General features: G+C 46.2%; 22 protein-coding genes. 13 read left to right on the top strand and 9 right to left on the bottom strand.

Annotated elements, in window-relative coordinates; all coding sequences use genetic code 11:
• Positions 1-20: 20 nt before the first annotated feature.
• The 8 genes from alaC to ettA all read right to left on the bottom strand — a co-directional run bounded on the left by alaC (position 21) and on the right by ettA (position 9,496).
• The gene (alaC, locus tag A1359_RS11610; RefSeq protein ID WP_066982745.1) at positions 21-1,205 is read right to left on the bottom strand and encodes an alanine transaminase; all 1,185 of its coding nucleotides are present in this window, start codon (positions 1,203-1,205) and stop codon (positions 21-23) included.
• A gap of 135 nt (positions 1,206-1,340) precedes the next feature.
• A complete protein-coding gene (locus A1359_RS11605; protein WP_066982741.1) occupies positions 1,341-2,633 on the bottom strand; it encodes an adenylosuccinate synthase in 1,293 nt (430 codons plus the stop codon).
• 26 nt (positions 2,634-2,659) lie between these two features.
• Positions 2,660-3,853: an ATP phosphoribosyltransferase regulatory subunit gene (locus A1359_RS11600; RefSeq protein WP_066982738.1), complete on the bottom strand. Its 1,194-nt coding sequence runs from the start codon at positions 3,851-3,853 to the stop codon at positions 2,660-2,662.
• A 71-nt stretch (positions 3,854-3,924) separates the two neighbouring features.
• Complete coding sequence (hflC, locus tag A1359_RS11595) at positions 3,925-4,779, bottom strand: protease modulator HflC (RefSeq protein ID WP_066982735.1); 855 nt, start codon at positions 4,777-4,779, stop codon at positions 3,925-3,927.
• 1 nt (position 4,780) lies between these two features.
• On the bottom strand, positions 4,781-5,971 hold the full coding sequence (gene hflK / locus A1359_RS11590; protein WP_066982732.1) for an FtsH protease activity modulator HflK: 1,191 nt from the start codon (positions 5,969-5,971) through the stop codon (positions 4,781-4,783).
• Positions 5,972-6,122: 151 nt separating this feature from the next.
• Complete coding sequence (gene hflX / locus A1359_RS11585; RefSeq protein ID WP_066982728.1) at positions 6,123-7,388, bottom strand: ribosome rescue GTPase HflX; 1,266 nt, start codon at positions 7,386-7,388, stop codon at positions 6,123-6,125.
• An 11-nt stretch (positions 7,389-7,399) separates the two neighbouring features.
• On the bottom strand, positions 7,400-7,642 hold the full coding sequence (gene hfq, locus A1359_RS11580; RefSeq protein ID WP_066982725.1) for an RNA chaperone Hfq: 243 nt from the start codon (positions 7,640-7,642) through the stop codon (positions 7,400-7,402).
• A gap of 189 nt (positions 7,643-7,831) precedes the next feature.
• Complete coding sequence (gene ettA, locus A1359_RS11575; protein ID WP_066982722.1) at positions 7,832-9,496, bottom strand: energy-dependent translational throttle protein EttA; 1,665 nt, start codon at positions 9,494-9,496, stop codon at positions 7,832-7,834.
• Between the two features lie 491 nt (positions 9,497-9,987).
• Here ettA and A1359_RS11570 point away from each other — a divergent pair, with 491 nt between their 5' ends.
• The 11 genes from A1359_RS11570 to A1359_RS11520 all read left to right on the top strand — a co-directional run bounded on the left by A1359_RS11570 (position 9,988) and on the right by A1359_RS11520 (position 20,382).
• A complete protein-coding gene (locus A1359_RS11570; protein WP_066982718.1) occupies positions 9,988-10,446 on the top strand; it encodes a DUF5658 family protein in 459 nt (152 codons plus the stop codon).
• Between the two features lie 94 nt (positions 10,447-10,540).
• Positions 10,541-11,266, top strand: a complete 726-nt coding sequence (locus A1359_RS11565) for a TatD family hydrolase (RefSeq protein WP_269747911.1) — start codon at positions 10,541-10,543, stop codon at positions 11,264-11,266.
• A complete protein-coding gene (locus A1359_RS11560) occupies positions 11,259-12,008 on the top strand; it encodes a tRNA threonylcarbamoyladenosine dehydratase (RefSeq protein WP_066982712.1) in 750 nt (249 codons plus the stop codon). The genes A1359_RS11565 and A1359_RS11560 overlap by 8 nt, the downstream gene beginning before the upstream one ends.
• The gene (locus A1359_RS11555; protein ID WP_066982708.1) at positions 12,001-12,405 is read left to right on the top strand and encodes a hypothetical protein; all 405 of its coding nucleotides are present in this window, start codon (positions 12,001-12,003) and stop codon (positions 12,403-12,405) included. Before A1359_RS11560 ends, A1359_RS11555 begins: the two co-directional genes overlap by 8 nt.
• A gap of 37 nt (positions 12,406-12,442) precedes the next feature.
• Complete coding sequence (locus tag A1359_RS11550) at positions 12,443-13,363, top strand: SAM-dependent methyltransferase (protein WP_066982821.1); 921 nt, start codon at positions 12,443-12,445, stop codon at positions 13,361-13,363.
• Positions 13,364-13,482: 119 nt separating this feature from the next.
• On the top strand, positions 13,483-13,956 hold the full coding sequence (locus tag A1359_RS11545) for a carbohydrate-binding protein (RefSeq protein ID WP_066982705.1): 474 nt from the start codon (positions 13,483-13,485) through the stop codon (positions 13,954-13,956).
• 219 nt (positions 13,957-14,175) lie between these two features.
• Complete coding sequence (putA, locus tag A1359_RS11540) at positions 14,176-17,316, top strand: bifunctional proline dehydrogenase/L-glutamate gamma-semialdehyde dehydrogenase PutA (RefSeq protein WP_066982702.1); 3,141 nt, start codon at positions 14,176-14,178, stop codon at positions 17,314-17,316.
• Between the two features lie 332 nt (positions 17,317-17,648).
• Complete coding sequence (locus A1359_RS11535) at positions 17,649-18,317, top strand: protein-L-isoaspartate(D-aspartate) O-methyltransferase (RefSeq protein ID WP_066982699.1); 669 nt, start codon at positions 17,649-17,651, stop codon at positions 18,315-18,317.
• 11 nt (positions 18,318-18,328) lie between these two features.
• Positions 18,329-19,594: an adenosylhomocysteinase gene (gene ahcY / locus A1359_RS11530; protein ID WP_198159332.1), complete on the top strand. Its 1,266-nt coding sequence runs from the start codon at positions 18,329-18,331 to the stop codon at positions 19,592-19,594.
• Between the two features lie 44 nt (positions 19,595-19,638).
• The gene (locus tag A1359_RS11525) at positions 19,639-20,145 is read left to right on the top strand and encodes a DUF1269 domain-containing protein (RefSeq protein ID WP_066982696.1); all 507 of its coding nucleotides are present in this window, start codon (positions 19,639-19,641) and stop codon (positions 20,143-20,145) included.
• Between the two features lie 33 nt (positions 20,146-20,178).
• The gene (locus A1359_RS11520; RefSeq protein ID WP_066982693.1) at positions 20,179-20,382 is read left to right on the top strand and encodes a NifB/NifX family molybdenum-iron cluster-binding protein; all 204 of its coding nucleotides are present in this window, start codon (positions 20,179-20,181) and stop codon (positions 20,380-20,382) included.
• Between the two features lie 603 nt (positions 20,383-20,985).
• Here A1359_RS11520 and smbP read toward each other — a convergent pair.
• Positions 20,986-21,471, bottom strand: a complete 486-nt coding sequence (gene smbP / locus A1359_RS11515) for a small metal-binding protein SmbP (protein WP_066982690.1) — start codon at positions 21,469-21,471, stop codon at positions 20,986-20,988.
• Positions 21,472-22,518: 1,047 nt separating this feature from the next.
• Here smbP and purE point away from each other — a divergent pair.
• Positions 22,519-23,016: a 5-(carboxyamino)imidazole ribonucleotide mutase gene (gene purE, locus A1359_RS11510; protein ID WP_066982687.1), complete on the top strand. Its 498-nt coding sequence runs from the start codon at positions 22,519-22,521 to the stop codon at positions 23,014-23,016.
• Complete coding sequence (locus tag A1359_RS11505; protein ID WP_066982684.1) at positions 23,013-24,107, top strand: 5-(carboxyamino)imidazole ribonucleotide synthase; 1,095 nt, start codon at positions 23,013-23,015, stop codon at positions 24,105-24,107. The genes purE and A1359_RS11505 overlap by 4 nt, the downstream gene beginning before the upstream one ends.
• Positions 24,108-24,111 lie beyond the last annotated feature (4 nt).

The following is a 24,111-nucleotide window of genomic DNA, read 5'->3' as shown; positions in this document are numbered from 1 at the left end:
TTAAACCAAAAATGGCAGCATTATACTACGTTGTCTTTTTTCAGCATATTACGGATGCTGCGTAAGGCTTGACGGGTTCTATGCTCGTTTTCTATCAAGCTGAAACGAATATGATCGTCGCCGTACTGACCAAAACCAACGCCAGGTGAAACGGCCACCCTGGCATCGATGATCAATTTTTTGCAAAACTCGATGGAGCCCATCGCTTTGTAAGCTTCTGGAATCGGTACCCAGACAAACATGGTGGCCTTAGGCTTTTCCACATGCCAACCCATGGCATTCAAACCATCACAAAGTACGTCGCGACGCACACGATACATTTCGCAAATTTCTTTGACGCAGTCTTGTGGCCCCTCCAGCGCAGTAATCGCTGCCACTTGGATCGGGGTAAAGGTACCGTAATCCATATACGATTTAATCCGCGTCAAGGCTGCCACTAAAGTTGGGTTGCCGCACATAAAGCCGACCCGCCAACCCGGCATATTGTAGCTTTTTGACAGCGAGAAAAATTCGACGGCAATATCTTTGGCGCCGGCAACTTGCAAAATGGAAGGCGCCACATAGCCATCAAACACAATGTCGGCATAGGCAATATCATGCACGATCCAGATGTTATGTTGCTTGCAAATCGCCACCACTTTCTCAAAGAAATCCAGTTCCACACATTCGCTGGTTGGATTGCCCGGAAAGTTTAAAATCAGCATTTTTGGCTTGGGCCAGGATTCGGCAATTGCCTTGTTCAGTTCTTCAAAGAAATCGGTACCCGGCGTCAAAGGCACGTGTCGGATATCTGCACCGGCAATGACTACGCCATAAGGATGAATCGGGTAAGCAGGATTCGGCACTAATACGACATCACCCGGACCTAAGGTAGCCAAGGCCAAATGCGACAAACCTTCCTTAGAACCTATAGTGACAATAGCCTCGGTATTAAAATCCAGATCAACATCAAAGCGATTTTTATACCAGCCACAAATGGCTTTACGTAAGCGAGGAATACCTTTGGAAACCGAATATCGATGCGTATCATCACGGCTCGCCACTTCTATCATTTTTTTAACAATATGAGGCGGCGTCGGCTGATCGGGATTTCCCATGCCAAAATCGATAATATCTTCACCTTCGGCTCGCGCCTTGGCTTTTAGCTCATTAACGATGTTAAAAACATAAGGCGGTAAGCGACTGATGCGATGAAATTCTTCCATTAATGACTCTTGAGATTCAGGTTTGAAGTTGACGTGTGAGAAAAACTTGCTAAGGTACTGTTGTTACAGATAAATGTCAATTATGGCAAGAGCTATAGAGACGCATTGGATTACGCCTCTTGTATCAGCCAAATCTCAAGCAAACGGACTTTCCAGAATAATGGTTTCGTTCCGGTCCGGTCCGGTGGATAAAATACTGACTTTAACACCTACTAATGCTTCTATGCGCGCAATATAAGCCTTCGCGTTTTCTGGTAACCGATCAAAATCAGTTATCCCTGCAGTCACACCCTCCCAACCTGGCATTTCTTCGATAATCGCCTCGCAAGCCGAGTATTGATCAGCACCCAATGGGGCAATTTCGGTGATCTTGCCGTTGATTTTATAAGCGGTACAAATTCCGATTTTATCCAAACCATCCAATACATCCAGCTTGGTCAGACAAATCCCGCTGAGACTATTGAGTTGAGCGGATTTACGCATGGATACCGCATCGAACCATCCGCAGCGTCGTTTACGCCCGGTGGTAGCTCCAAACTCATGACCTTTTACGCCTAAATGTTCGCCATAACTATCGTCTAATTCAGTCGGGAAAGGCCCGTTGCCAACGCGAGTAGAATAGGCTTTTGTGATGCCAAGCACATAATCAATAGCCAATGGCCCGATACCCGTACCCGTGGCTGCGCCGCCTGCCGTGGTATTGGAAGAAGTGACGTAGGGATAGGTGCCGTGATCAATATCAAGCAATGCGCCTTGCGCACCCTCGAACATGATATTGCTGCCTTGTAGCTGGAGGGCTTGTAATTCTTCACCCACATCGGTCAGCATAGGCTTGATCTGCTCAGCCAATGCCAAAGTATTTTTCAAAATCTCGTCATAATCGACGGCTTCGACCTGGTAATAATTCACCAGCATGAAATTATGGTATTCAACCAAATCTTTCAGGCGTTTAGCAAATTCTTCGCTATTTAATAAGTCACCGGCACGCAAACCACGTCTGGCCACTTTATCTTCATAAGCTGGACCTATCCCGCGACCCGTCGTACCAATTGCTTTGGCGCCACGGGCTATTTCCCTCGCCTGATCAATAGCAACATGAACCGGTAAAATTAATGCGCAGGCTTCGCTAATTTTTAAACGATTTCTGACCGGCACACCAGAGGCTTCCAGAATATTAATTTCTTTCAGCAAGGCTTCAGGACACAACACCACACCATTACCGATCAGACATTGCACATTCTCATGCAACACACCTGATGGAATCAGGTGTAATACAGTTTTTTTACCGTCGATCACCAATGTGTGACCAGCGTTATGGCCACCTTGAAAACGAACTACCGCAGCCGCTTGCTCGGTCAATAAATCGACCAGCTTGCCTTTACCTTCGTCGCCCCATTGTGTGCCAATCACAACAACATTTTTTCCCATGACTTTTCTAACCCTGAATGAATACTTTATTGATTACCCAATGGTCTGACGACCCACTGCTGATCTTGTTTTTCTAATACGGCATTACAACCCATTTGTTCAGCAGTACCCTGCTGACCGGGTAATTGACTGATGATCTGGGTACCGGATGCGCGTAAGTCTCTAATTGTTTGCGACAAGCCTTCATCATCAAATGCTGGGGCAAAAACACATTGTGCTTGCGGCTGATTTTCGCCATCAAGCAAGGCAGCCAGTACTTTTAAATCCGCACTAAATCCGGTTGCAGGCCTTGCACGACCGAATACAGCACCAATATTGTCATAACGTCCGCCGCGGGCGATTTCCTTACCCACTGAGGGCACGAAAGCGGCAAACACCATGCCGGTATGATAGTGGTAGCCACGCAATTCAGCCAAATCAAAACTGACAGTCAAGGCCGGGTAATCGCGCTGTAGTTTAGTTGCAATGACTTGTAAATCTTGCAATGCAGTTGTAATAGCATCATTACCGATATTGAGTAAAGCAGCTGCTCTAGCCAATATTTCAACGCCACCATTCAATTTTGGCAAGGCATTAAAAATATTAATGTATTGGTCAGCGATACCAAATTGATCGACCAGTTCGGCCAACTCTGTCCGGGCTTTACGCTGCAAAACATCGAACAACTCAGCTTCTTGTTGCTGATTCAAGCCAGCCGCTTCCACCAAAGCACGATAGATGCCAACATGTCCCATATCCAGATGAACGTTTTGCAAGCCTGTGATGGCTAACATTTCCAACATCAGCTGGATGACTTCATAATCGCTTTCGATACCGGCGTGGCCATAAAGCTCAGCGCCAATTTGCATCGGGCTACGGGATTTTTCTAGCGCATCACCCAAGGTTTGCAAGGTAGTACCGACATAACAAAGACGTGTCGGCCATTCATGTTTCAGATTATGTGCATCGATACGCGCTACTTGCGGCGTCATATCGGCACGTACGCCCAGCATTTCACCGCTCAATTGATCGGTTAGCTTGAACGTTTGCAAATCCAGATCATGACCGGAACCTGTCAACAAGGAATCCAGATAATCTACAAAAGGTGGAATAACCAGTTGGTATCCCCAACAAGCAAAAGTTTTAAGCAAGTCAGTACGCAGGCTTTCCAAATGCGCTGCCTGTTCCGGCAACAACTCGGAAATACCTTCTGGCAATAACCAGGAGTCTTTTTTTGGCATTTTCTTTGTCCCAATCGCAGAAAACGCCCCACACTGCGGAGCGTTTTCTGCTGTGTATCGAATGATATGGCTTATTTTTGGTGTTTGAAGTATTTGAAGTAATCCGAATCCGGCTCAAGAACCATAATGTTGCCGGCTTTACCCAAACTTTGTTTGTAAGCAATCATGCTACGGTAAAATCCATAGAATTCTATATCTTCACTATAAGTTTTGGCAAAAATTTCCGCCGCTTTAGCATCGCCTTCACCACGTAAAATCTCAGAATCCCGATAGGCATTGGCTAAAATAATCTCGCGCTGTTTATCGGCATCGGCACGAATACGTTCTGCCGCCTCAGAGCCTTGCGAACGAAACTCACGCGCAACCCTGGCACGTTCGGCTTCCATCCGCTGATAAACCGAACTACTGACTTCGTTCGGCAAATCAATTCGTTTGACTTGCACATCAACAATATTAATACCTAATTTCTGCGCATGCGGTGAAACATTGGTAATTAATGCCTCTCGAATAATGCTACGGTCGGTGGAAACCAACTGTTTAATATCCCGTTTACTAAATTCGCTACGGAATGAATCTTTGATAATCTGATCCAGCCGAATATTAGCCTGATTCGCATCGCCGCCTACAGAGGTATAAAACGTTTTGACATCCCCTATCCGCCATTTAACAAACGAATCCACGATGACATTTTTCTTTTCTGCCGTTAAAAATCGCTCAGGCGTCGAATCCATTGTTAAAATTCGGGCATCAAATTTTTTGACGTTATTAATAAACGGCAATTTTAAATGTAAGCCCGGTTTAAAATCATATTCAACAATTTCACCCAACTGAAATTTAATGGCGCGCTCAGTTTCGGAAACAGTAAACACTGACATAGACAACACAACCAGCAGCGCACCAATGGCAACTACAATTTTATTTCCCATCTTAACGTCCTCTCACATCGCGTTCACGGCTTGAAGCCCGACTATCGCTACTATATTGTTTGGCGACCGGAGTTGCCACAGGCGCCTGCTCATGATGGTCAGGGGTGGAAATAACTTCATCACTGGCTTTGTTGGTTAATTTATCCAAAGGCAGATACATAATGTTGTTACCGCCTTTAACATCAACCAAAATATTATTAGATCGTTCTAACACCGTTTCCATAGACTCGATGTACATACGTTCTTTAGTGACCGCAGGGGCTTTTTTATACTCGACCAATAACTGTCCGAAACGACTGACATCACCATTGGCTTCGGCAATCACTTTCACTTTATAACCTTCTGATTCCTGCACAATACGAGAAGCACCACCGCGTGCTTTAGGTACAACATCATTGGAATAAGCTTCTGCTTCGTTGATCAGGCGTTGTTTGTCTTCTCGAGCTCTAATCGCGTCTTCGAATGCACCCTGAACCTGCTCAGGTGGCTGGGCATCCTGCAAGTTAACACTGGTTACCAGAATACCGGCTTTATAGGAGTCCATCACCGTTTGAATTTCAGACTTGATCGCCATGACGATTTCGCTACGACCTTCGGTCAGCACAAAATCCATATTGCTGGCACCAATCACGCCCCGCTCGACACTCTCGGTCACTTGTTTCAAGGTGGAATTGGGATCCAGAACATTAAAAGCGTAATCTTTAGCATCCTTGACCTGGTATTGCACTGCGAGTCGTACGTCGACAATGTTTTCATCTTTGGTCAGCATCATGGCTTCTTTCGGTACTGAGCCAACAGCCGTAGTGCTGCCTGAACGATAGCCTACTTCTATGAAGCGTTGTTGTTCAACATTAATGACTTCGGCACTTTCGATCGGACCTGGAATATGCCAGTTAAGACCGGGAGTGGTCGTATCAACATAAGCACCAAAGCGAGTAACAACGCCGCGGGTACCCTCATCAACAATGTAAAATCCGCTCAAACTCCAAAGAACTAAAGCACCTGCTGCCAGATAACCTATGCTTTTAAAGCCAGGACCTTCGGAACTACCACCAGCGGAGCCACCACCGAAAATACCACCTAGTTTATCCTGCAAGGAACGAATAACTTCGTCCAGATCAGGTGGGCTATTTTTATCATTACGGCCACTCCAGGGGTCTTTTTTATCGCCACCGGGTTCATTCCAAGACATACTAAACACTCCAATTGGATTGTAAACTTTTAACCTTTATTTTCCGACTTAAAGCAACCTTGCTTTTAAGTCACACAAAGACCGAGCATTCTATCGTAATTTCCCATTTCCATGGCAAGTAACTGGCTAGCTCGATACCGAATTATCAGCATCACGCGACCTCTTCAACTCTAATACCCTTCAACAATCCGAGGTTCTTCTTGTCGATTTCTATCGTCAACTCGCAATCACCTTGATCATTAATCGTTTCATCAACAAATCTAACCAAACCAAACCATTTAGCTTTCAAACCCACCTGTTCGGCGGTCAGGAAACACTTTTTAAACACCTTGGTCGCTGCAAAGCATTCAGTCAACGCCTGTTGCAATAATTCGCAGCCTTCTCCAGTTTGAGCACATAACCAGACATTAACCGGCTTACCATCAGAATCGTAATCAATATGTGGGCTTACGCCGTCTAACAAATCGATTTTATTAAACACACTCAATTGTTGTATCTTGCCTGCATCGATATCGTCTAATACCCGATTGACTTCAAGTATCGTATCGTCTCTATCTGCAGCATTGGCATCAATTACATGCAACAACAAATCAGCTTCGCTGGCTTCTTGCAATGTTGAACGAAAGGCTGCCACCAACTCATGCGGCAAATGTCGGATAAAGCCTACCGTATCAGCCAGCACGACCTCCCCACTGTTACCCAGTGCCAAATGCCTTAATGTAGGATCCAAAGTTGCAAACAATTGATCAGCAACATAAATATCGGCGCCAGTTAAAGTATTAAATAAAGTGGATTTACCCGCATTGGTATAGCCTACCAGGGACACCGTTGGAATTTCGGCTTTCTTGCGTTTGGTGCGACCTTGATGCCGCTGTTTTTCAACCTTAGCCAAGCGCTGCTGAATTTGTTTGATACGCACAGCCAGCAATCGGCGGTCTGTTTCTAATTGAGTTTCACCCGGCCCACGTAAACCAATGCCGCCTTTTTGCCGCTCCAAATGCGTCCAACCGCGAATCAACCGGGTCGACAAATGCTTAAGCTGAGCCAGTTCAACTTGCAGCTTGCCTTCGAATGTTTGCGCTCGCTGGGCAAAGATATCCAGAATAAGACCGTTACGATCCACCACCCGCGCTTCCAATGCTTTTTCTAAGTTACGTTCCTGACTGGGCGATAAAGGATGATTGACAATCACAATATCAGCCTCATATTCAGCAAGAGCCGCTTTTAGCTCCTCAAGCTTGCCTTTGCCGACAAAATATTTGGGATCAGGCCGCTGCCTGCTTCCAGTAACCACGTGAATAGGTTGGGCACCAGCCGACTTGGTAAGCTCTTTTAGCTCATCTAGATCTTCTTGGCCGACTTGCAAATTCAGGTGAACGAGAATTGCTCGTTCACCTGCGTCAGGACGCTCAAACAAATAATTACCTCTTAGCTCGCATCGGTAGGTTCGGACTCACGGTGCATGGAAACGTTTTTACTGGGGACAATAGTCGATATGGCATGCTTGTAAACCATCTGATTAACAGTGTTTTTCAACATCACCACATATTGATCAAAGGAATCAACCCGACCTTGCAATTTAATGCCGTTAACCAAAAAAATCGACACAGGGGTATGCTCTTTTCTAAGCGCATTCAAAAAATTATCCTGCAAGTTTTGGGTCTTTGACATCCTCTTTCTCCTTATTATTGTTCAGGCTGCGGTAATACCTTACCTGCTAAACCTACTAATTTCAACATACGTCAATCAGGGTTTCCCCTAAAAAACATAAATAAACTTGGGGCGGACAAAACCATTTTCAAGTTTATATAGGTTTTACGTAAAAATAATTTTCTAGCACTGCCTGACAAGTAAATTGCCTTAAACGATTTTCTTGTACTTGATACGATGTGGATTATCGGCATCAGTTCCCAGACGACGATGTCTATCTTCCTCGTAGTCGGCATAGTTACCTTCAAACCAAACCACCTCGCTATCACCTTCAAACGCTAAAATATGAGTGGCAATTCGATCCAGGAACCAGCGATCATGCGAAATAACCACGGCACAACCCGGAAATGCCAGTAAAGCCTCTTCCAATGCCCGCAAGGTTTCCACATCCAAATCATTGGTCGGTTCGTCAAGCAACAATACGTTGCCACCACTTTTTAATAACTTAGCTAAATGCACCCGATTGCGTTCACCACCGGATAACTCACCAATGCGTTTTTGTTGATCACCACCTTTGAAATTAAAACGTCCCAAATACGCCCGTGACGGAGTTTCATACTTACCCACAGTAATCATATCCAGACCATCGGAAACTTCTTCCCAAACAGTTTTATTGTCGCTCATGTCATCACGTAATTGATCGACATAAGACAATTGCACAGTCTGACCGATATTGATAGCACCGGAATCCGGTTTTTCAAAGCCTGCCATCATGCGAAACAAGGTGGTTTTACCTGCACCGTTCGGTCCAATAATCCCGACTATGCCACCAGGCGGCAACTTAAAACTCAGTTTATCAATTAACAAACGTTCAGCAAAACCTTTACTGATCGCTTCAGCATCAATCACCACATCGCCTAGACGCGGCCCAGGTGGAATATAAATTTCCTGGGTTTCGTTACGTTTTTGTACTTCTACTGAAGATAATTCTTCAAAGCGGGCCAAACGGGCTTTACCCTTGGCATGGCGACCTTTTTGGTTAGAGCGTACCCACTCCAGTTCAGCTTTCATGGCTTTTTGCCGGGAAGACTCTTGCTTATCTTCTAACTCCAGGCGCTGCTCTTTCTGTTCTAGCCAGGATGAATAATTACCTTCCCAGGGAATTCCCATCCCACGATCCAGCTCCAGAATCCAACCCGCCACATTATCCAGGAAATATCTATCATGCGTCACCGCCACCACAGTACCGGCATAATCATGCAGGAAGCGTTCCAGCCAGGCGACTGACTCCGCATCCAGATGGTTAGTCGGCTCGTCAAGCAGCAACATATCTGGCTTGGACAACAATAAACGACATAAGGCCACTCGACGTTTTTCGCCACCGGACAACTTAGTAATGTCAGCATCCCAATCCGGTATACGTAATGCATCGGCAGCAATTTCCAGCGTCCGGTCTAAATTATGCCCGTCGCAGGCATTGATAATATCTTCCAGCTTGGCTTGTTCCGCCGCCAGTTTATCAAAATCCGCCTCCGGCTCGGCGTAGGCAGCATAAACCGCATCTAATTGGGCCAAGGCATCTTTAATGGGCTGCACAGCCTCTTCGATATTGCCGCGAACAGTCTTGTTTGGGTCTAGCTGTGGTTCTTGAGGCAAATAACCGATATTGATGCCTTTTAGCGGAATGGCCTCGCCTTCGATTTCTTTATCAATCCCGGCCATGATGCGCAGCAGGGTCGATTTACCGGAACCATTCAGACCCAATACGCCAATTTTGGCACCAGGAAAAAAGGATAAGGAAATGTCTTTAAGAATGTATTTCTTGGGCGGCACGATCTTGCCAACCCGATTCATCGAAAATATGTATTGCGCCATTGTTTTTCTGTTGAAGAAACGAAACTGTCATTATACCGTGCAATGATTTGATTGATGCCATTTATACATACCTAACATATTAAACAAGGTTTTATCGTCACTGCCAGAAAGCTCTTAGGCATTAGATTTAATGGCACCCAAGCCAAGCTATTTCAACCGGTTAGGCAATAACGTTCATAGAGCATCAGCCATACCGAAACTCAAATTTGCTTTGTTGGATGATACCAACATGCTCAGCGATGTCTAATTGTTGAATAACGAGACTGTAGCAAGCCAATCTGCCCGAGCATTTTTGGGTGTACCAGTGATCCCCACCAGCAATCAACCTGTCAACTGCCTTTGGCGCTCAATCACTACCAGAATAATCAGCTAAAAACTTGACCCAGATCAATATTTTGATACAAGAACCCCAAAATTCGATTAGAAAATTAGGCAAAACTAACATTTTGGTATAAGTTGAGCTTGAAATCGCTAGTTTCAGGAGACTATCCATGAAAACAGATACACGCCGCTCAGGCAAAATTTCTGGTTACTTTTTAATCAATTATATCAATGACTTAGTATTGTCTCTGCGATGTCTTTGCCTTTGCACACGTCCATCTCATGCCACAATCAGAGGCATCGATCCTGCACAGCTTAAATACCTTATCAATTCATCATTGATACTACTGTTTGGCTTGCTACATACTGCCGACGGCATCGTCACCTATTTTGGCCTTAAATTTAATTATGCGACTGAAGTCAACCCGGTACTGTTGTTTTTTGCCGGTACCATGGGCTTGGGACTGGCGATTTTTGCCCTCAAACTGCTTTGCGTTGAATTTATCGCTCTGCTGTATGTTACCCGTCGAAATATTGGTAGCTGCTGGGGTACAGCCACTTTATTCAGTGCCGACGCTTTTTACAGCTGGGTCGTCAGCAACAACATCTTTTTAGTGCTTGGCGTTTGATTGCATGCTGCATTAGCCATGCTGATAGTTACGATTATTTCACGCTAGTGAAATTGGCTTTTTGGCTTAACTGCGGCAGGAAACCCAACTATTTTTGTCATACCAAACCCTGATTGACATACATTGCCATCAATATAGCCAGGTTGGCCATATGCAAATTCTTAGTCGGGATGCGCATGAACTTTCCAACAAGGCTGATGGCATCTTGCCTAAGCCCCAGGCTTCAAAGCATCAAACCGAAGCTGATTTACTGCTTTCTGCTGGCTATTTCAGCTTGGGCATTCATCCCTGGTTTATCGAACTGCAGAATACCGATACCGCTTTCCAAACGATAGCATCCTTTATGCATCACCCCCGGCTACTCGCTATCGGCGAATGCGGCCTGGATAAGTGCATAGACACCGCGCTGGACAAACAAATCGATATATTTACCCAGCAAATTAAATTGGCGCAACAGTTTGGCAAGCCCATGATTGTGCATTGCGTACGGGCATTTTCTGAACTATTGCAGCTAAAAAAACACCTCGCCCCAAGCCAGGCCTGGATTATTCATGGCTTTACCGGCAAACCCCCACTGGCTGAACAATTACTCAAACATGGCTGTTATTTGTCCTTTGGCAAGGCTTTATTGCAATCCGGTAGCCAGGCAAGTATGGCCTTACTGACCACACCTAACGATAGGCTGTTTTTGGAAACTGATGCAGCCGATGCTGCAATTGATACAATCTACACAGCAGCGGCTAAAATACGCGACGTTGACATCGCATGCTTGCAACAACAAATCCTGAACAATTTCAAAAGAGTATTTATGCATGACTGATACAAGCTGGCTTTCGCGCACCGAATTACTAATCGGCAAACCTAAAGTCGACAGATTACAAAACTCGCATGTGCTGGTAGTAGGCATGGGTGGCGTTGGGTCTTTTGCAGCCGAATTCATCTGTCGGGCGGGTGTAGGCGCAATGACCATAGTCGATGGTGACACTATCGACCCCAGCAACCGCAATCGTCAATTACCCGCTTTGGCAACCACCCACGGACTTTCGAAAGCCGATGTAATGGGCGAACGTTTACTGGCGATAAATCCTGATCTAAAGTTAACCATCAAACACGAATTTATTACCCCCGACACCGCTGCCGAATTGTTAGCCGACCATTACGATTATGTGGTGGACGCCATCGACAGCCTGACCCCAAAAATCCATCTGATTCGTGCCGCCAAAACCAATAAGATGAAAATTATCAGCTCCATGGGCGCCGGGGGCAAACTGGACCCCACTCACTTAAAAGTGGTGGATATTTCCAAAACCTATAACTGCCCATTTGCGCAATTTATTCGCATACGCTTACGCAAACACGGCATCAGTCGTGGACTGAAAGTAGTTTTTTCACCGGAAGTCGTCAACAAAGATTCGCTGATGTTGACTGACGGCAGCAATTACAAAAAATCTGCCTATGGCACTATCTCCTATTTACCGGCAGCCTTCGGCGGCGTTTGCGCCTCTGTGGTGATCCGCAACCTCATTCACGAAGCCGCTCACGCAGAATCCAAACATGACTGATTTTAAACCGACAGAAACCAGCTCGACCTTATTGGCCAATGGCAAAAGCAGTCGTTTACGGGAGATGCGTAATAAAAATTTAAATCTTTCGGCTCCCGCTATCACAAACGACCAAAAAACTGCCCCAGCAAATCTTAAAGACCAAATTCAGCCTGAATTACTGCTGGCTCAACAATTGATTAATCAACAGTTAGCGGAAATTTTGGCTGGTTTACCCGTAGGTAAACAGCAAAGCTTGTTCAAAATTCGCTATGGGATGGATTTGGACGCCCTGAAGCAACAGCCTATACATCACATCGTTAAGCTGCTAAAAATCAGACATCCGCAGCTGTTATCGCCAGGCGGTGCCATGAAGAATATCCTGAAACTGACTTATAATGGTCAGCAAACCTTGTAAAAACCTCCTATTTCTGCCCACCCAACCCAGACTATCGATGTACACCTTAGAACCTAATCAAGATTACCGCGACCAAAATCAGGGTCATACCAGCGAGCTAACCGGTGATGCACTAAAAGCCGACGCCACCAAACATTATGACGAATGTTATCGCGATTATCTGTTCGCCTGGTGCAACAGCGACAACCTAGCCCTGCATTATGGCTATTGGGATGAAAGTACACCTTATAAACAACATCAGGCGCTGCTGAATAAAAACCAGATACTATATGAAAAAGCCGGCATTCAGCCTGGCTATAAAGTACTGGATGCCGGCTGCGGCATTGGCGGCAGTAGCATCTGGATGGCCAAACAACAGGGAAATTCTGTTACAGGCATCACCATCAGCGCCAAACAAGCTGACTATGCTCGCCAACATGCACGCCGACATGCTGTAGCAGAATTAGTCGACTTTCAAGTTGCCGATTTTTGCCAGATGCCCTTCGCAGCAGCCACATTTGATGTAGTCTGGGCACTGGAAAGTTCTTGCCATGCCTTAAATAAAGCCGACTTTTTAGCGGAAGCCTGGCGAGTCTTAAAACCTGGCGGCCGAGTGGTCGTATGTGACGGATTTTTGCTGCAACGTCAATTTAATGAACAACAATGGCAAGCTGTAGTAACCTGTTTGAACGGCTGGGCGGTGCCTAACCTGTGCGCACGGGATGAATTCGAGCAACTTATGCAGCAACAAGGCTTTGAAACCCTTCAATGCCATGACATCACTGCTCAAACGATAGCCTCCGCCGATTATATGTACAAAGTCGCCAAGCGCCTACAACCTGTGCAAAAGATTAGCCAATGGCTGGGCTTGCGCACTCAAGCCCAAACCGCAAACTACTTAGTCGGCCTGGCGCAACATCAGTTATTCACCGAAAAACTAACCGAATATTTGATTTTTACCGCGCGAAAGCCACTGTAAGCAACAACAAACACGCCCAACTCTGATAATAAGATGTCAATTTGTTATGAGTTGCCTGATAGACTCATAAACTACATAACTAGGGCATTGCTCTGGCTTAACATCAGAAGGTATTACCCATGCGTAAAAGACTTATCAACCAGGACATAACAGAAACTGCATCGATTGATACAGATTGGTTAAATCTTGAATTACTGGCAGAAGTAGAGATTAGTTCTGAGGACGCTTCATATCCGATAGAATCAGCGCTACTTCCAGGCTTGACCTGCGGATGGCGCGCAGCTGAAGCGGGAAAACAAACTATTCGCCTACGCTTTAACAACCCACAACAAATTCGGTTGATCAAGCTGAAATTTGAAGAAAACCAAACCGAACGCACACAAATTTACGACTTACGCTGGTCGGCAGATAACGGAGTAACTTTTCACGAAATCGTCAGACAACAATGGAACTTCAGCCCCACTGGCGCAACCTCCGAAATTGAAGAGCATCAGGTTGATCTACCGGCAATCAACCTGCTTGAATTGAATATTATTCCTGATATCACCGGCGCACCGGTGATAGCTTCTTTGACACAACTGCGGCTTGCTTAAGCTATCGACAAAAGCAACTTCCCTTACTGTATTCGGCACGCGAACTCCTGCTGGCCTTAAAGGAAAACTACTGTCCTAAGCAGTCTGCTCAAGGAATAACGATTTACCTGATTCTGCTTCATGAACTTGATGCTTGTATTGATTCTGTTTATCGCCTAAAAATGTCGGCAAACGCAGCTTTAGTAGTGCGTTATTCTAAACTGCATACAGGTGGAAAAAATGGTCAACGTAAACCGCTTGTGCGACCTACGCAATCATATTAACCAGGCATTTATCCAACCTGAACCTGAGCTTCTGATCCATCTGGAACAAAGCCTGGGAAATATTGATCAGCAATGGATTGCTGAGTTTTCCAGCCAATTGATCTCGGCCATACGCACTCAACGCCCGGCAAACAGACCCTTTGCAGCATTTTTGCAGGAATATAGCCTTAACAGTGATGAAGGTATTCTGCTGATGGGTATCGCCGAAGCACTATTAAGAATACCGGATAGCCAGACCCAAAACCGGTTTTTGCAGGACAAATTGCTTGCCGGCAAATGGCAGAGTCATTGGCTTCATAGCGATTCATTGCTGGTCAATATGGCTAGTAGCGCCTTGCTGTTGGGTGCCAAAATTGAAGATAGCATTCGTCATGCCCAACGCAATGGACAAAGCATTCTGGACGGTTTATTGCTTCGGTTAGGCCAACCGCTACTATGTACAGTTATAACCCAGGCGATTCAACAACTGGCGCATCACTTTGTGATGGCGGAGAACTTAGACACTGCCCTGACTCAAGCAGCTCGGCACTCCGCTTATCGTTATTCCTTCGATATGCTGGGAGAGTCGGCGCTAACGGAAGACGACGCTGATCGCTATTACCAAGCTTATTTTGAAGCCATTGACATCCTGGCCCAAGCCGCAGGGAGTGATTTGTTTGCCAATCCCGGCATTTCCATTAAATTGTCTGCCTTATACCCGCGATATGAAGTTCTACAGCATCGCGATGCGATAGACTCGCTGAGCAAGAAACTGTTGGCGTTGGCCAAACACGCCCGCGCTGCCAATATCAGCGTCACCATCGATGCTGAGGAAGTTGAGCGGCTGGATATGTCACTGGATATTTTTAGCAAGATATCTAGCGATCCGGCCTTGATGGGCTGGCAAGGTTTAGGTTTAGCGGTACAAGCCTATCAAAAGCGGGCTATGCCGGTTATCCAATGGCTGGTTGCTTTAGCTGAACAGCAAAATCGATTAATTCCTCTACGTTTGGTCAAAGGAGCCTATTGGGACAGTGAGATCAAACGCGCACAGGAAAACGGCTGGGACGATTATCCGGTTTTTACCCGCAAAGCTGCCACCGACCTATCCTACCTGGCTTGTGCACGTTTAATCATGTCACATCCGAATCAGATCTATCCGCAATTTGCCACCCATAATGCTCATAGCATTGCAGCCATTTGTTGGTTAGGACAGCAGCATCCCGGCTTTGAATTTCAGCGACTGCACGGCATGGGCGTAGCCTTGTATGACGAATTGCTAGCACGTCATCCACAGACACTGAGCTGCAGAGTGTACGCGCCGGTTGGCCGCTATCGGGACTTATTACCCTATCTGGTTCGACGCCTAATGGAAAATGGCGCCAATACTTCGTTCATTCATCAAATCGAAAATCCGCGTATCAGTCTTGAAACTTTGAGCCGAGATCCAATCAGCGAATTACACTCCCCTTGCCTGCAGACCATCCCTCGCCCACCTGACTTGTTTGGCCAGCAGCGCAAGAATTCTCAAGGGCTAAATTTAAATGATTTGGCAATGCTGGAGAAATTGCAACAGGATTTGGATCAAATGGCCGAACGTACCTGGCAGGCTTATCCCTTAGTCGCGGGTCAAACCAATACTGGCGAATCACGCCCATTATTCAGTCCATATGATCGGGATTGCTTGGTCGGCCATCTGACTATCAGCAACTCGGAAACCATTGAACGAGCGTTGCAGCAAGCGTCTGCGGCCTTTGCCAATTGGCGTTTATGTCCGGTTGAAACTCGAGCCGCTTATTGTTGTAATGCTGCCGACTTGTTGGAACAACATAGATCTGAACTTTTGTCGCTGATTGTCCGCGAGGGTGGTCGCACAGTATCCGATGCGCTGGCGGAAATACGCGAAGCGGTTGATCTGTGCCGCTATTATGCCGCCAGCGCGCTTGAGTTATGCGGCCAGCCACAACTATTGCCGGGCCCCACCGGCGAGAACAATCAGTTATTACATTACGGTCGTGGGGTCTTCGTCTGTATTAGCCCGTGGAACTTCCCGGTTGCGATTTACCTGGGCCAAATAATCGCCGCATTAGTCACAGGCAATACCGTGATTGCCAAACCGGCACTACAGACATCACTGACGGCCATGTTGTGCATGCAATTACTTCATCAAGCCGGCATTCCACATGAGGTGTTGCATTTTTTACCGGGCGAAGGTGTTGACATTGGTCGCCAATTGCTCGGCGATACCAGGGTTGCCGGTGTTGCATTTACTGGCTCCAGCACAACTGCACAGCTGATTAACCGGCAACTGGCTAATCGTTCGGGTGCTATCGCGGCGTTGATTGCCGAAACTGGCGGACAAAATGTGATGATTGCCGATAGCTCGGCGCATGAAGAACAATTGGTCTCAGATGCATTGCATTCGGCATTCAACAGTGCCGGACAGCGCTGTTCTGCACTGAGGGTGTTATTTCTGCCTGAAGAAATCGCGGATAAAATCATTGCTCGTATAATCGGAGCCATGCAACTGTTGCGGGTCGGCTCACCTGCAAACATCAGTAACGATATCGGCCCCGTCATCGATCAACATGCTGTAGCAGCCTTATCTGCACACATCGAAAAACTACAACCTTATGCCAAGCTAATCTATCAACTACCTTTAGCCGCTGAGTTGAATAAAGGGCATTTCTTTCCACCCACATTGCTGGAAATCCCCAACTTATCTTTGCTGGAACAAGAAATTTTCGGCCCTATCCTGCATGTCGTCCGCTATGCCTCGAATGACTTGGCGAATGTAGTTACAGCAGTGAATGCAACCGGTTACGGTTTAACCTTGGGCGTGCATAGCCGCATCAAAGCAACCATGCAATATGTGCAACAACATGCGCAAGTCGGCAATATCTATATTAATCGCAATATGATCGGGGCGGTGGTTGGCGTACAGCCATTCGGCGGCATGAAATTATCCGGTACCGGGCCTAAAGCAGGTGGTCCAAATTATTTACATCGATTCGTCACAGAACAAACTGTGACCAACAACATTGCTGCAATTGGCGGAAATCCTTGGTTATTGAGCGAAAGCACGCCCCTGCCAAGCACTGATATCAGTCATGAATGAACCATCACCCAACCCGGCGATTATGCAGGGTCGGTTTCGATTTCGTGCAGTTGAACATTTTTGAAGAAATGTTAGTTAAAAACGAGCTTGAACCATTGCTTCCATGAGTATTCACTTGGTCAAAATTGATCTGTTTGCCATTTTCAGTTAAGGCGGTACACCATTAGCTTGATTAAAACAATTAGTAACACTACGAATTGAAATATAACTGCAATCTTGTTGAAATCACTGTTTGTTTTTTGAAGTATTGAAACTGCTACTCAAACGAAGCAGTACCCAGGGTAATCTTGGTTCACAACACCCTATGCCAGACAATTAACCACCGAGCAATCATGAAAAATCCGGATCGCATGTTGAAGGATATTGAGAATGAGGTCGAACTGAGCCGGCAATACACCGGCATAGATTCGTTGGATGCTCGGGTTATTCAGGTTTTGAAACAAGTACCCCGGCATGAATTTTTGCCAGATGACTTACGCTACCTTGCCTACGAAAATGGCCCAGCGCCCATAGGTTCAGGACAAACTATTTCTCAGCCCTATATCGTGGCGCTGATGACTGACTTGTTAAATACTGAGTCCGGCGATGTGATTTTGGAAATTGGTACTGGCTCGGATTATCAAGCCGCTGTGCTATCCAAGCTGGTCAAACTGGTTTATTCGATGGAAATTATTGAAAAATTGGCCAAATCGGCTCGAAACCGGCTAAATGATCTTGGTTATCACAATGTAGTGGTTCGCCAGGCTAATGGTTATCACGGCTGGCCTGAATATGCGCCTTTTGACGGCATTATTGTTACCGCAGCCGTTCCACATATTCCGCCAGCCTTAATTGATCAACTCGCAATCGGTGCCAGTTTGGTGATACCTGTCGGTTTAGCCTATTGCTATCAAGAGCTGATGGTGTTGAAAAAAAATGCTGACAATCAAGTCGATAGCTGCGTTGTATTGGGTGTGAACTTTGTGCCGCTGACCGGCATCCACAACAAAGACGATAATTAAATGAGCCCCTTATGATGACGACCGATCACGATATCAAAGATATTACCTTAGCGGACGCCGGACGTGAACGTATAGATTGGGCCTTTTCCGAAATGCCGGTGTTGCGAGCCATTTATAAACGATTTACTCGTGAGCAACCCTTGGCCGGCGCACGTATTAGCGGCTGCTTGCATATCACCACCGAAACGGCCAATCTGGCCCGCACCCTACGCATGGGTGGCGCAGAGTTGGTGCTATGCGCCAGTAATCCACTCAGTACTCAGGATGATGTGGCGGCGGCACTTGTGCGACATGAACAAATCCCCACGTTTGCCATTCGCGGCGAAGATACCACTACGTATTACCATCACATCAGTAAAGCGCTGGATCACAGGCCACAATTGACCATGGATGATGGCGCCGACCTCATTAGCGAATTACATCAGCATCGGACCGAATTATTAGCCACTATACGGGGAGGTAGCGAAGAAACCACTACTGGCGTACTTCGCTTACGTGCCATGGCCGAAGAGGGTGCGCTCAAATATCCGGTGATTGCGGTGAACGACGCCATGACCAAGCATCTATTCGATAACCGATATGGCACCGGACAAAGTGCTTTGGATGGAATTATCCGCGCTACTAATATTCTGCTGGCTGGTAAAATATTCACGGTCGCAGGCTATGGTTGGTGTGGGCGTGGTATCGCCATGCGCGCCAAGGGCCATGGTGCGCAAGTGATCGTTACCGAAGTTGAACCGCTAAAGGCTCTGGAAGCGGCAATGGATGGTTTTCGGGTAATGCCGATGTTTGAAGCCGCCGCCTGTTCCGACTTTATTGTCACGGCTACCGGCGACAAACATGTATTGGATACAGCACATTTTGAAATCATGAAAGACGGCTGTGTGATCGCCAATGCCGGACATTTCAATGTTGAGATCAACATTCCAGCGCTGGAAGCCTTGGCCGTTGTAAAACAGCGCCCACGGACGCATGTTCAATCTTATCGATTAAAAGGTGGTCGATGCATTCGATTGTTGACTGAAGGTCGATTAGTCAATCTAGCCGCTGCCGAAGGTCATCCAGCGGCTGTCATGGACATGAGTTTTGCTAATCAGGCCTTGAGTATGGCATATTTGTGGCGAAACGGCACTAAGCTGACACACAGCGTTCATCAGGTCCCTGTTAATATCGATCGGCAGGTTGCGCAAATGAAGTTGGCAGTAATGGGCTTACGTATTGATGCCTTAAGCCCAGAGCAACGGCATTATCTAGTCTCTTGGCGCGACGGTACTTAATGAATAAGTCTGTCGTTTAAAAAATTGAATTAGAGGATATGGACATGAGGAGAATTTATTTTTTAACGCCGAACATTGAAACAACACATAAAATTGTCGATCAATTACACATCGTAGGCATAGAAGATCGGCATATTCATGTGTTGGCAAATCGCGACACACCGTTAGAGGATATGCCTGAAGCATCAATTTTTCAGAAAACCGATTTTATACCCGCGGTGGAACGCGCTACGGCTTTGGGTGCTGCCACCGGTTTACTGGCAGGACTGGTGGCTTTACGTTTAGCGGGATTTGCCATTGCCGGCGGCCCGGTACTGGGTATTTTGTTATATGGCGCCACTATCGCCGCCATGATGAACGGCTTGTTCGGCCTTCAAGTGGGTAATTCCAGAGTCAACGAATACGCGGATGCCATTGAACGCGGGGAATTATTAGTCTTGATTGATGTGCCCAAAGAACGTATTGAGGCCATCCGTCAATTGGTGACTAAACATCATCCTAGTGTTGAATTCGAAGGTATTGAGCCGCAGTTGCCGCCCAATTATCTCTAAATTGATCGGATCAAGCTCTACTACGAGAATGTCATGAAAATTGCTGTCGCCAGTCAAAATCGTAAACAGATCACCGGTGACATGGGGACCGGATTAATCAGGCGTTTACCTCAGAAAAACATCCGGCCTTTGATCACCAAAGAAACCGATCCGAACCAAACCGTCCAGGCATTTTTAAATAGCACTTTAAAAATCAAACCTTTTGATCGGCATCAACATGGACAGTTTCATCTTTAAACTTAACCAGCGAAGCCTGAATTCGGTTTTTTTGGTTTACTGCCAGTGCGGAAACAACGACTAAATCCGCTCATATGTTCAATTTCCGATACGGCAGTTTTGCGAAGTTTGCATCAGCTGTTCATGGTTAAGTTGCGGACAAAGTGGGTGTTGGAAAACGAGCATACGGATCGGCTATTCTAAGCCGCATTCTGGCGCTTACAGAATATTTGTATCGATTACAAGAATGATCAACATCGGCAAACGCCTTTGATTTAGAAAGCACACGCCAGGTCACGTTGCCACACTAGTGGTTACGTGACGCCTACTTCGCATTCCCATAAGGGCAAAAAAACCCCGCAAAAGCGGGGCTAAAAAGCGCACAAGGTAGGTGTGCAAAACTATTCTTAGTAATCATCCGTGGCCGTTAACGGTATAGCAGGTTTGTCCGGTTTGGACAATTCAGCAAGCATAACTTCAGAGCTCAGTATCAAGCAGCCGATGGCACCTAGATTGGGTCCAGAATGTCTATGACGGTCATGTCACCGTATTCGCCATGCATTGAAGGTATCTATGGACTACGTTGATGATTTTCAAGACTAAACCCCTGCCGCTTTGACATTTTTAGAGCATGCTTTCTATATGCTCAATCGATTGATTTAAATGCTCGGTAACCAAATCTTTATGCCCAGCCGTATTGTGTTTTTCAGCTTCTTTTAGATGCTTAAGCGCTTCAGTTATATGTTTGTGTGCATCTGCATGCGCTTTTTCAGAATTTTCAGCCTGGGTTAACGCGACTTGGGTATAAACGCCCGACATCGTATGCTGCATATCTTTTTGTTTGGTTGTTTCCTGTAGATGCTTAACGGCTTCGGTGACATGCGTATGCGCAGTGGCATGGGCTTTTTCACTTTCAGTAGCATGTTTAATAGCCTGGTCAATATGATTTTTAACATCATTTGTGTGGCCTAATTTATTGTGCGCCTCTGCCGTCACAGCGTGCTCGAGCGCTGTGACGGAATGCGGAGCATCCGCATAACAAACGCTGCTCATAAGTAACCCCATGATGCCTGAAAATATAAATGTTTTAATGGATTTTGTTATGTTCATGTTATTAACCCCTGTAGAATAAAAAACAAATAATCCTTTTATTTTTTATAGTCAATATTGTTGAATACTAATTTTCGCCATCAATGTCCAGTCATTTGGCTTTTTAATTAGAGCGCAAAATGATCTTAAATAATATACGTATAAATACTTATCCATCGGATATAAAATTACAGCATAGTCCTATATTCTTATATTGCTTTTAAAAATACGTCACCTTGCGTAAGGCATATATTAAACTGTTGATTTTTTTAAGTTATTTGGCCGCACCAGATAAAAAACAATACACTGGGTAACTATTCAGTGTGTCTAAATATATCTTTCCCCTGCGGGAGAGGCGGTCATAAATGCATTCCCACCTCTGGATGCAATAAAATATACGCCGCAATGCGTAGCAAAGAATTTGTGCCTGCCAAATTGACCACAAGACCCGGCACAACATTCTGTAGCAACCGACAATATTCTCTATTCGATGAAATCGTGACGGAGGGCGCACTCAATACTATCGCCGAACCCATATTCTGCAGGGTCTGAGCAGTTTATAGGATATGGAAAGATTGGCCCGAGGCAATCTGGACTTCTGATGACTGAGTGGCGGTATCATGCCGAATCATTCAGTCATCTGTCGTTTTGTGTATCAGCATGCAACGGTATTGACTACGAATTTTTTCGGTCGTTCTCCGGAACGACGATGTTTTGCATGTCGGTTCCAATTCGTGAAGTTATGCCAAACTAAATCCTAAACCAGGTTTAATTAACCAATAATTTGGTTGTGGCCGGCTGCAAATGGATATATTGCTTGGTGTGTATTGTCGTCTGCTGGCTGATGCCGATGAATACGCTGAGGCGTAACATGACGACCGGTTAGAGCGCACCCAGCCGGATTCGTCGCGCAGTCCGACACAAGGCTTATCTTGTCTGCAAAGGGTGGGCATAGGTTGCAAAATAGTTCAGAATTTAAATAGATGACATCTTGCATGCCCAGAAAAAATTCCCTTTATGCGATAATCCACGCCTTTTTTAATTAATGGGTAAAACCGGAGATTTTGCATGAATGCACTGATAGGCATCATCATGGGTTCTACGTCCGACTGGGAAACCATGCAACATGCTGCGCAAACGTTAAAACAGCTTGATATTCCGCACGATGTGGAAGTGGTATCGGCGCACCGAACCCCCGATAAGCTGTTTCACTATGCCGAAACCGCAGAAAGCAAAGGTCTGGAAGTCATTATTGCCGGTGCTGGCGGTGCTGCGCATTTGCCTGGCATGACTGCGGCGAAAACCGCCATTCCAGTATTGGGTGTCCCCGTACAATCCAAAACTTTAAATGGCATGGATTCTTTGTTGTCCATCGTGCAAATGCCCGCCGGAATTCCGGTTGGTACGCTGGCAATCGGCAAAGCGGGTGCGATTAACGCGGCTTTACTGGCGGCTGCCATCGTCAGCAACAAACACCCACAATACCGCCCTGCCCTGGACGCTTATCGGCAGCAACAAACCGATAATGTTAATGCCAACTCCGATCCTCGTCAGGTGCAATCATGAAAGTCGGTATTTTGGGTGGCGGCCAACTCGCCAGAATGATTGCTTTGGCGGGTTACCCGTTGGGATTACAGTTTGTCGTATTAGACCCTGATGAACATGCCGGTGCTGGTGGTTTAAGCGAACATTTGCATGGTGCTTACGATGACCCTGATTTGCTGGCCCAATTGGCTGAAAAAGCCGATGTGGTGACCTATGAATTTGAAAACGTGCCGGCGCATGTAGCCGAGTTTTTATCCAGTCATACCACGGTTTACCCGCCGGCCAATGCATTAGCCGTCGCGCAGGACCGTTTAGTGGAAAAAAACTTTTTCAACGATTTGGGTATAGGCACTGCACCGTATGCGGCAGTGGATAATCTGCATGATTTACAAGACGCTATGCCGAACATCGGCTTTCCAGCGATCTTAAAAAGTCGGCGTATGGGTTACGATGGCAAGGGGCAAATGGTTTTAAAATCGACTGATGATTTGGCTGCGGCCTGGCAGGCCATGCAAGGTGCACCGTCTATCGTGGAAGGTTTTGTGTCGTTTCAACGTGAGGTCTCCATCATCGCTGCCCGCCGACCATCTGGCGATATTGTGTTTTATCCTTTGTCTGAAAACCAGCATAGTGGCGGTATTTTAAGGCTGGCTACAGCCTGCACCAACGATGCTGAACAAGCTATGGCGGAAGATTATGTTCGTCGTTTGCTGGAAAAACTGGACTATGTCGGCGTCATAGCGCTGGAACTGTTTGATGTGGATGGACAGTTACTCGCCAATGAATTTGCTCCTCGCGTACACAATTCCGGACACTGGACTATCGAAGGCTCTGAAACCAGTCAATTCGAAAATCATTTACGGGCTATTTTAGATTTGCCGTTGGGTTCCACACAAACGCGCGGCTTTGCAGCCATGATTAATTTCATCGGCGGACTACCCCAAACGCAAGAACTGCTAAACTTAAGCCATGTGCATTGTCATTTATATGACAAAGCACCACGCAAAGGTCGCAAAGTTGCCCACGCCACCCTGAGAACGGACGATGCCGAGGTATTTACTCAAACATTGGCAAAAGTATCGGCTTTGGCTCAGCGTGTAGATCAATCGTGAGGTG

The sequence above is a fragment of the Methylomonas lenta genome (assembly GCF_001644015.1).
In the GTDB taxonomy this organism is placed as follows: domain Bacteria; phylum Pseudomonadota; class Gammaproteobacteria; order Methylococcales; family Methylomonadaceae; genus Methylomonas; species Methylomonas lenta.
Note: the sequence above shows the minus strand (reverse complement) of the source record. Positions and strands in the feature narration are given on the sequence as shown.

Excerpts from the sequence above, each read along its gene's own strand:
- alaC (WP_066982745.1), bottom strand. The coding sequence starts at position 1,205 with ATGGAAGAATTTCATCGCATCAGTCGCTTACCGCCTTATGTTTTTAAC.
- A1359_RS11605 (WP_066982741.1), bottom strand. The coding sequence starts at position 2,633 with ATGGGAAAAAATGTTGTTGTGATTGGCACACAATGGGGCGACGAAGGT.
- A1359_RS11600 (WP_066982738.1), bottom strand. The coding sequence starts at position 3,853 with ATGCCAAAAAAAGACTCCTGGTTATTGCCAGAAGGTATTTCCGAGTTG.
- hflC (WP_066982735.1), bottom strand. The coding sequence starts at position 4,779 with ATGGGAAATAAAATTGTAGTTGCCATTGGTGCGCTGCTGGTTGTGTTG.
- hflK (WP_066982732.1), bottom strand. The coding sequence starts at position 5,971 with ATGTCTTGGAATGAACCCGGTGGCGATAAAAAAGACCCCTGGAGTGGC.
- hfq (WP_066982725.1), bottom strand. The coding sequence starts at position 7,642 with ATGTCAAAGACCCAAAACTTGCAGGATAATTTTTTGAATGCGCTTAGA.
- ettA (WP_066982722.1), bottom strand. The coding sequence starts at position 9,496 with ATGGCGCAATACATATTTTCGATGAATCGGGTTGGCAAGATCGTGCCG.
- A1359_RS11570 (WP_066982718.1), top strand. The coding sequence starts at position 9,988 with ATGAAAACAGATACACGCCGCTCAGGCAAAATTTCTGGTTACTTTTTA.
- A1359_RS11560 (WP_066982712.1), top strand. The coding sequence starts at position 11,259 with ATGACTGATACAAGCTGGCTTTCGCGCACCGAATTACTAATCGGCAAA.
- A1359_RS11555 (WP_066982708.1), top strand. The coding sequence starts at position 12,001 with ATGACTGATTTTAAACCGACAGAAACCAGCTCGACCTTATTGGCCAAT.
- A1359_RS11550 (WP_066982821.1), top strand. The coding sequence starts at position 12,443 with ATGTACACCTTAGAACCTAATCAAGATTACCGCGACCAAAATCAGGGT.
- A1359_RS11545 (WP_066982705.1), top strand. The coding sequence starts at position 13,483 with ATGCGTAAAAGACTTATCAACCAGGACATAACAGAAACTGCATCGATT.
- putA (WP_066982702.1), top strand. The coding sequence starts at position 14,176 with ATGGTCAACGTAAACCGCTTGTGCGACCTACGCAATCATATTAACCAG.
- A1359_RS11535 (WP_066982699.1), top strand. The coding sequence starts at position 17,649 with ATGAAAAATCCGGATCGCATGTTGAAGGATATTGAGAATGAGGTCGAA.
- ahcY (WP_198159332.1), top strand. The coding sequence starts at position 18,329 with ATGATGACGACCGATCACGATATCAAAGATATTACCTTAGCGGACGCC.
- A1359_RS11525 (WP_066982696.1), top strand. The coding sequence starts at position 19,639 with ATGAGGAGAATTTATTTTTTAACGCCGAACATTGAAACAACACATAAA.
- A1359_RS11520 (WP_066982693.1), top strand. The coding sequence starts at position 20,179 with ATGAAAATTGCTGTCGCCAGTCAAAATCGTAAACAGATCACCGGTGAC.
- smbP (WP_066982690.1), bottom strand. The coding sequence starts at position 21,471 with ATGAACATAACAAAATCCATTAAAACATTTATATTTTCAGGCATCATG.
- purE (WP_066982687.1), top strand. The coding sequence starts at position 22,519 with ATGAATGCACTGATAGGCATCATCATGGGTTCTACGTCCGACTGGGAA.
- A1359_RS11505 (WP_066982684.1), top strand. The coding sequence starts at position 23,013 with ATGAAAGTCGGTATTTTGGGTGGCGGCCAACTCGCCAGAATGATTGCT.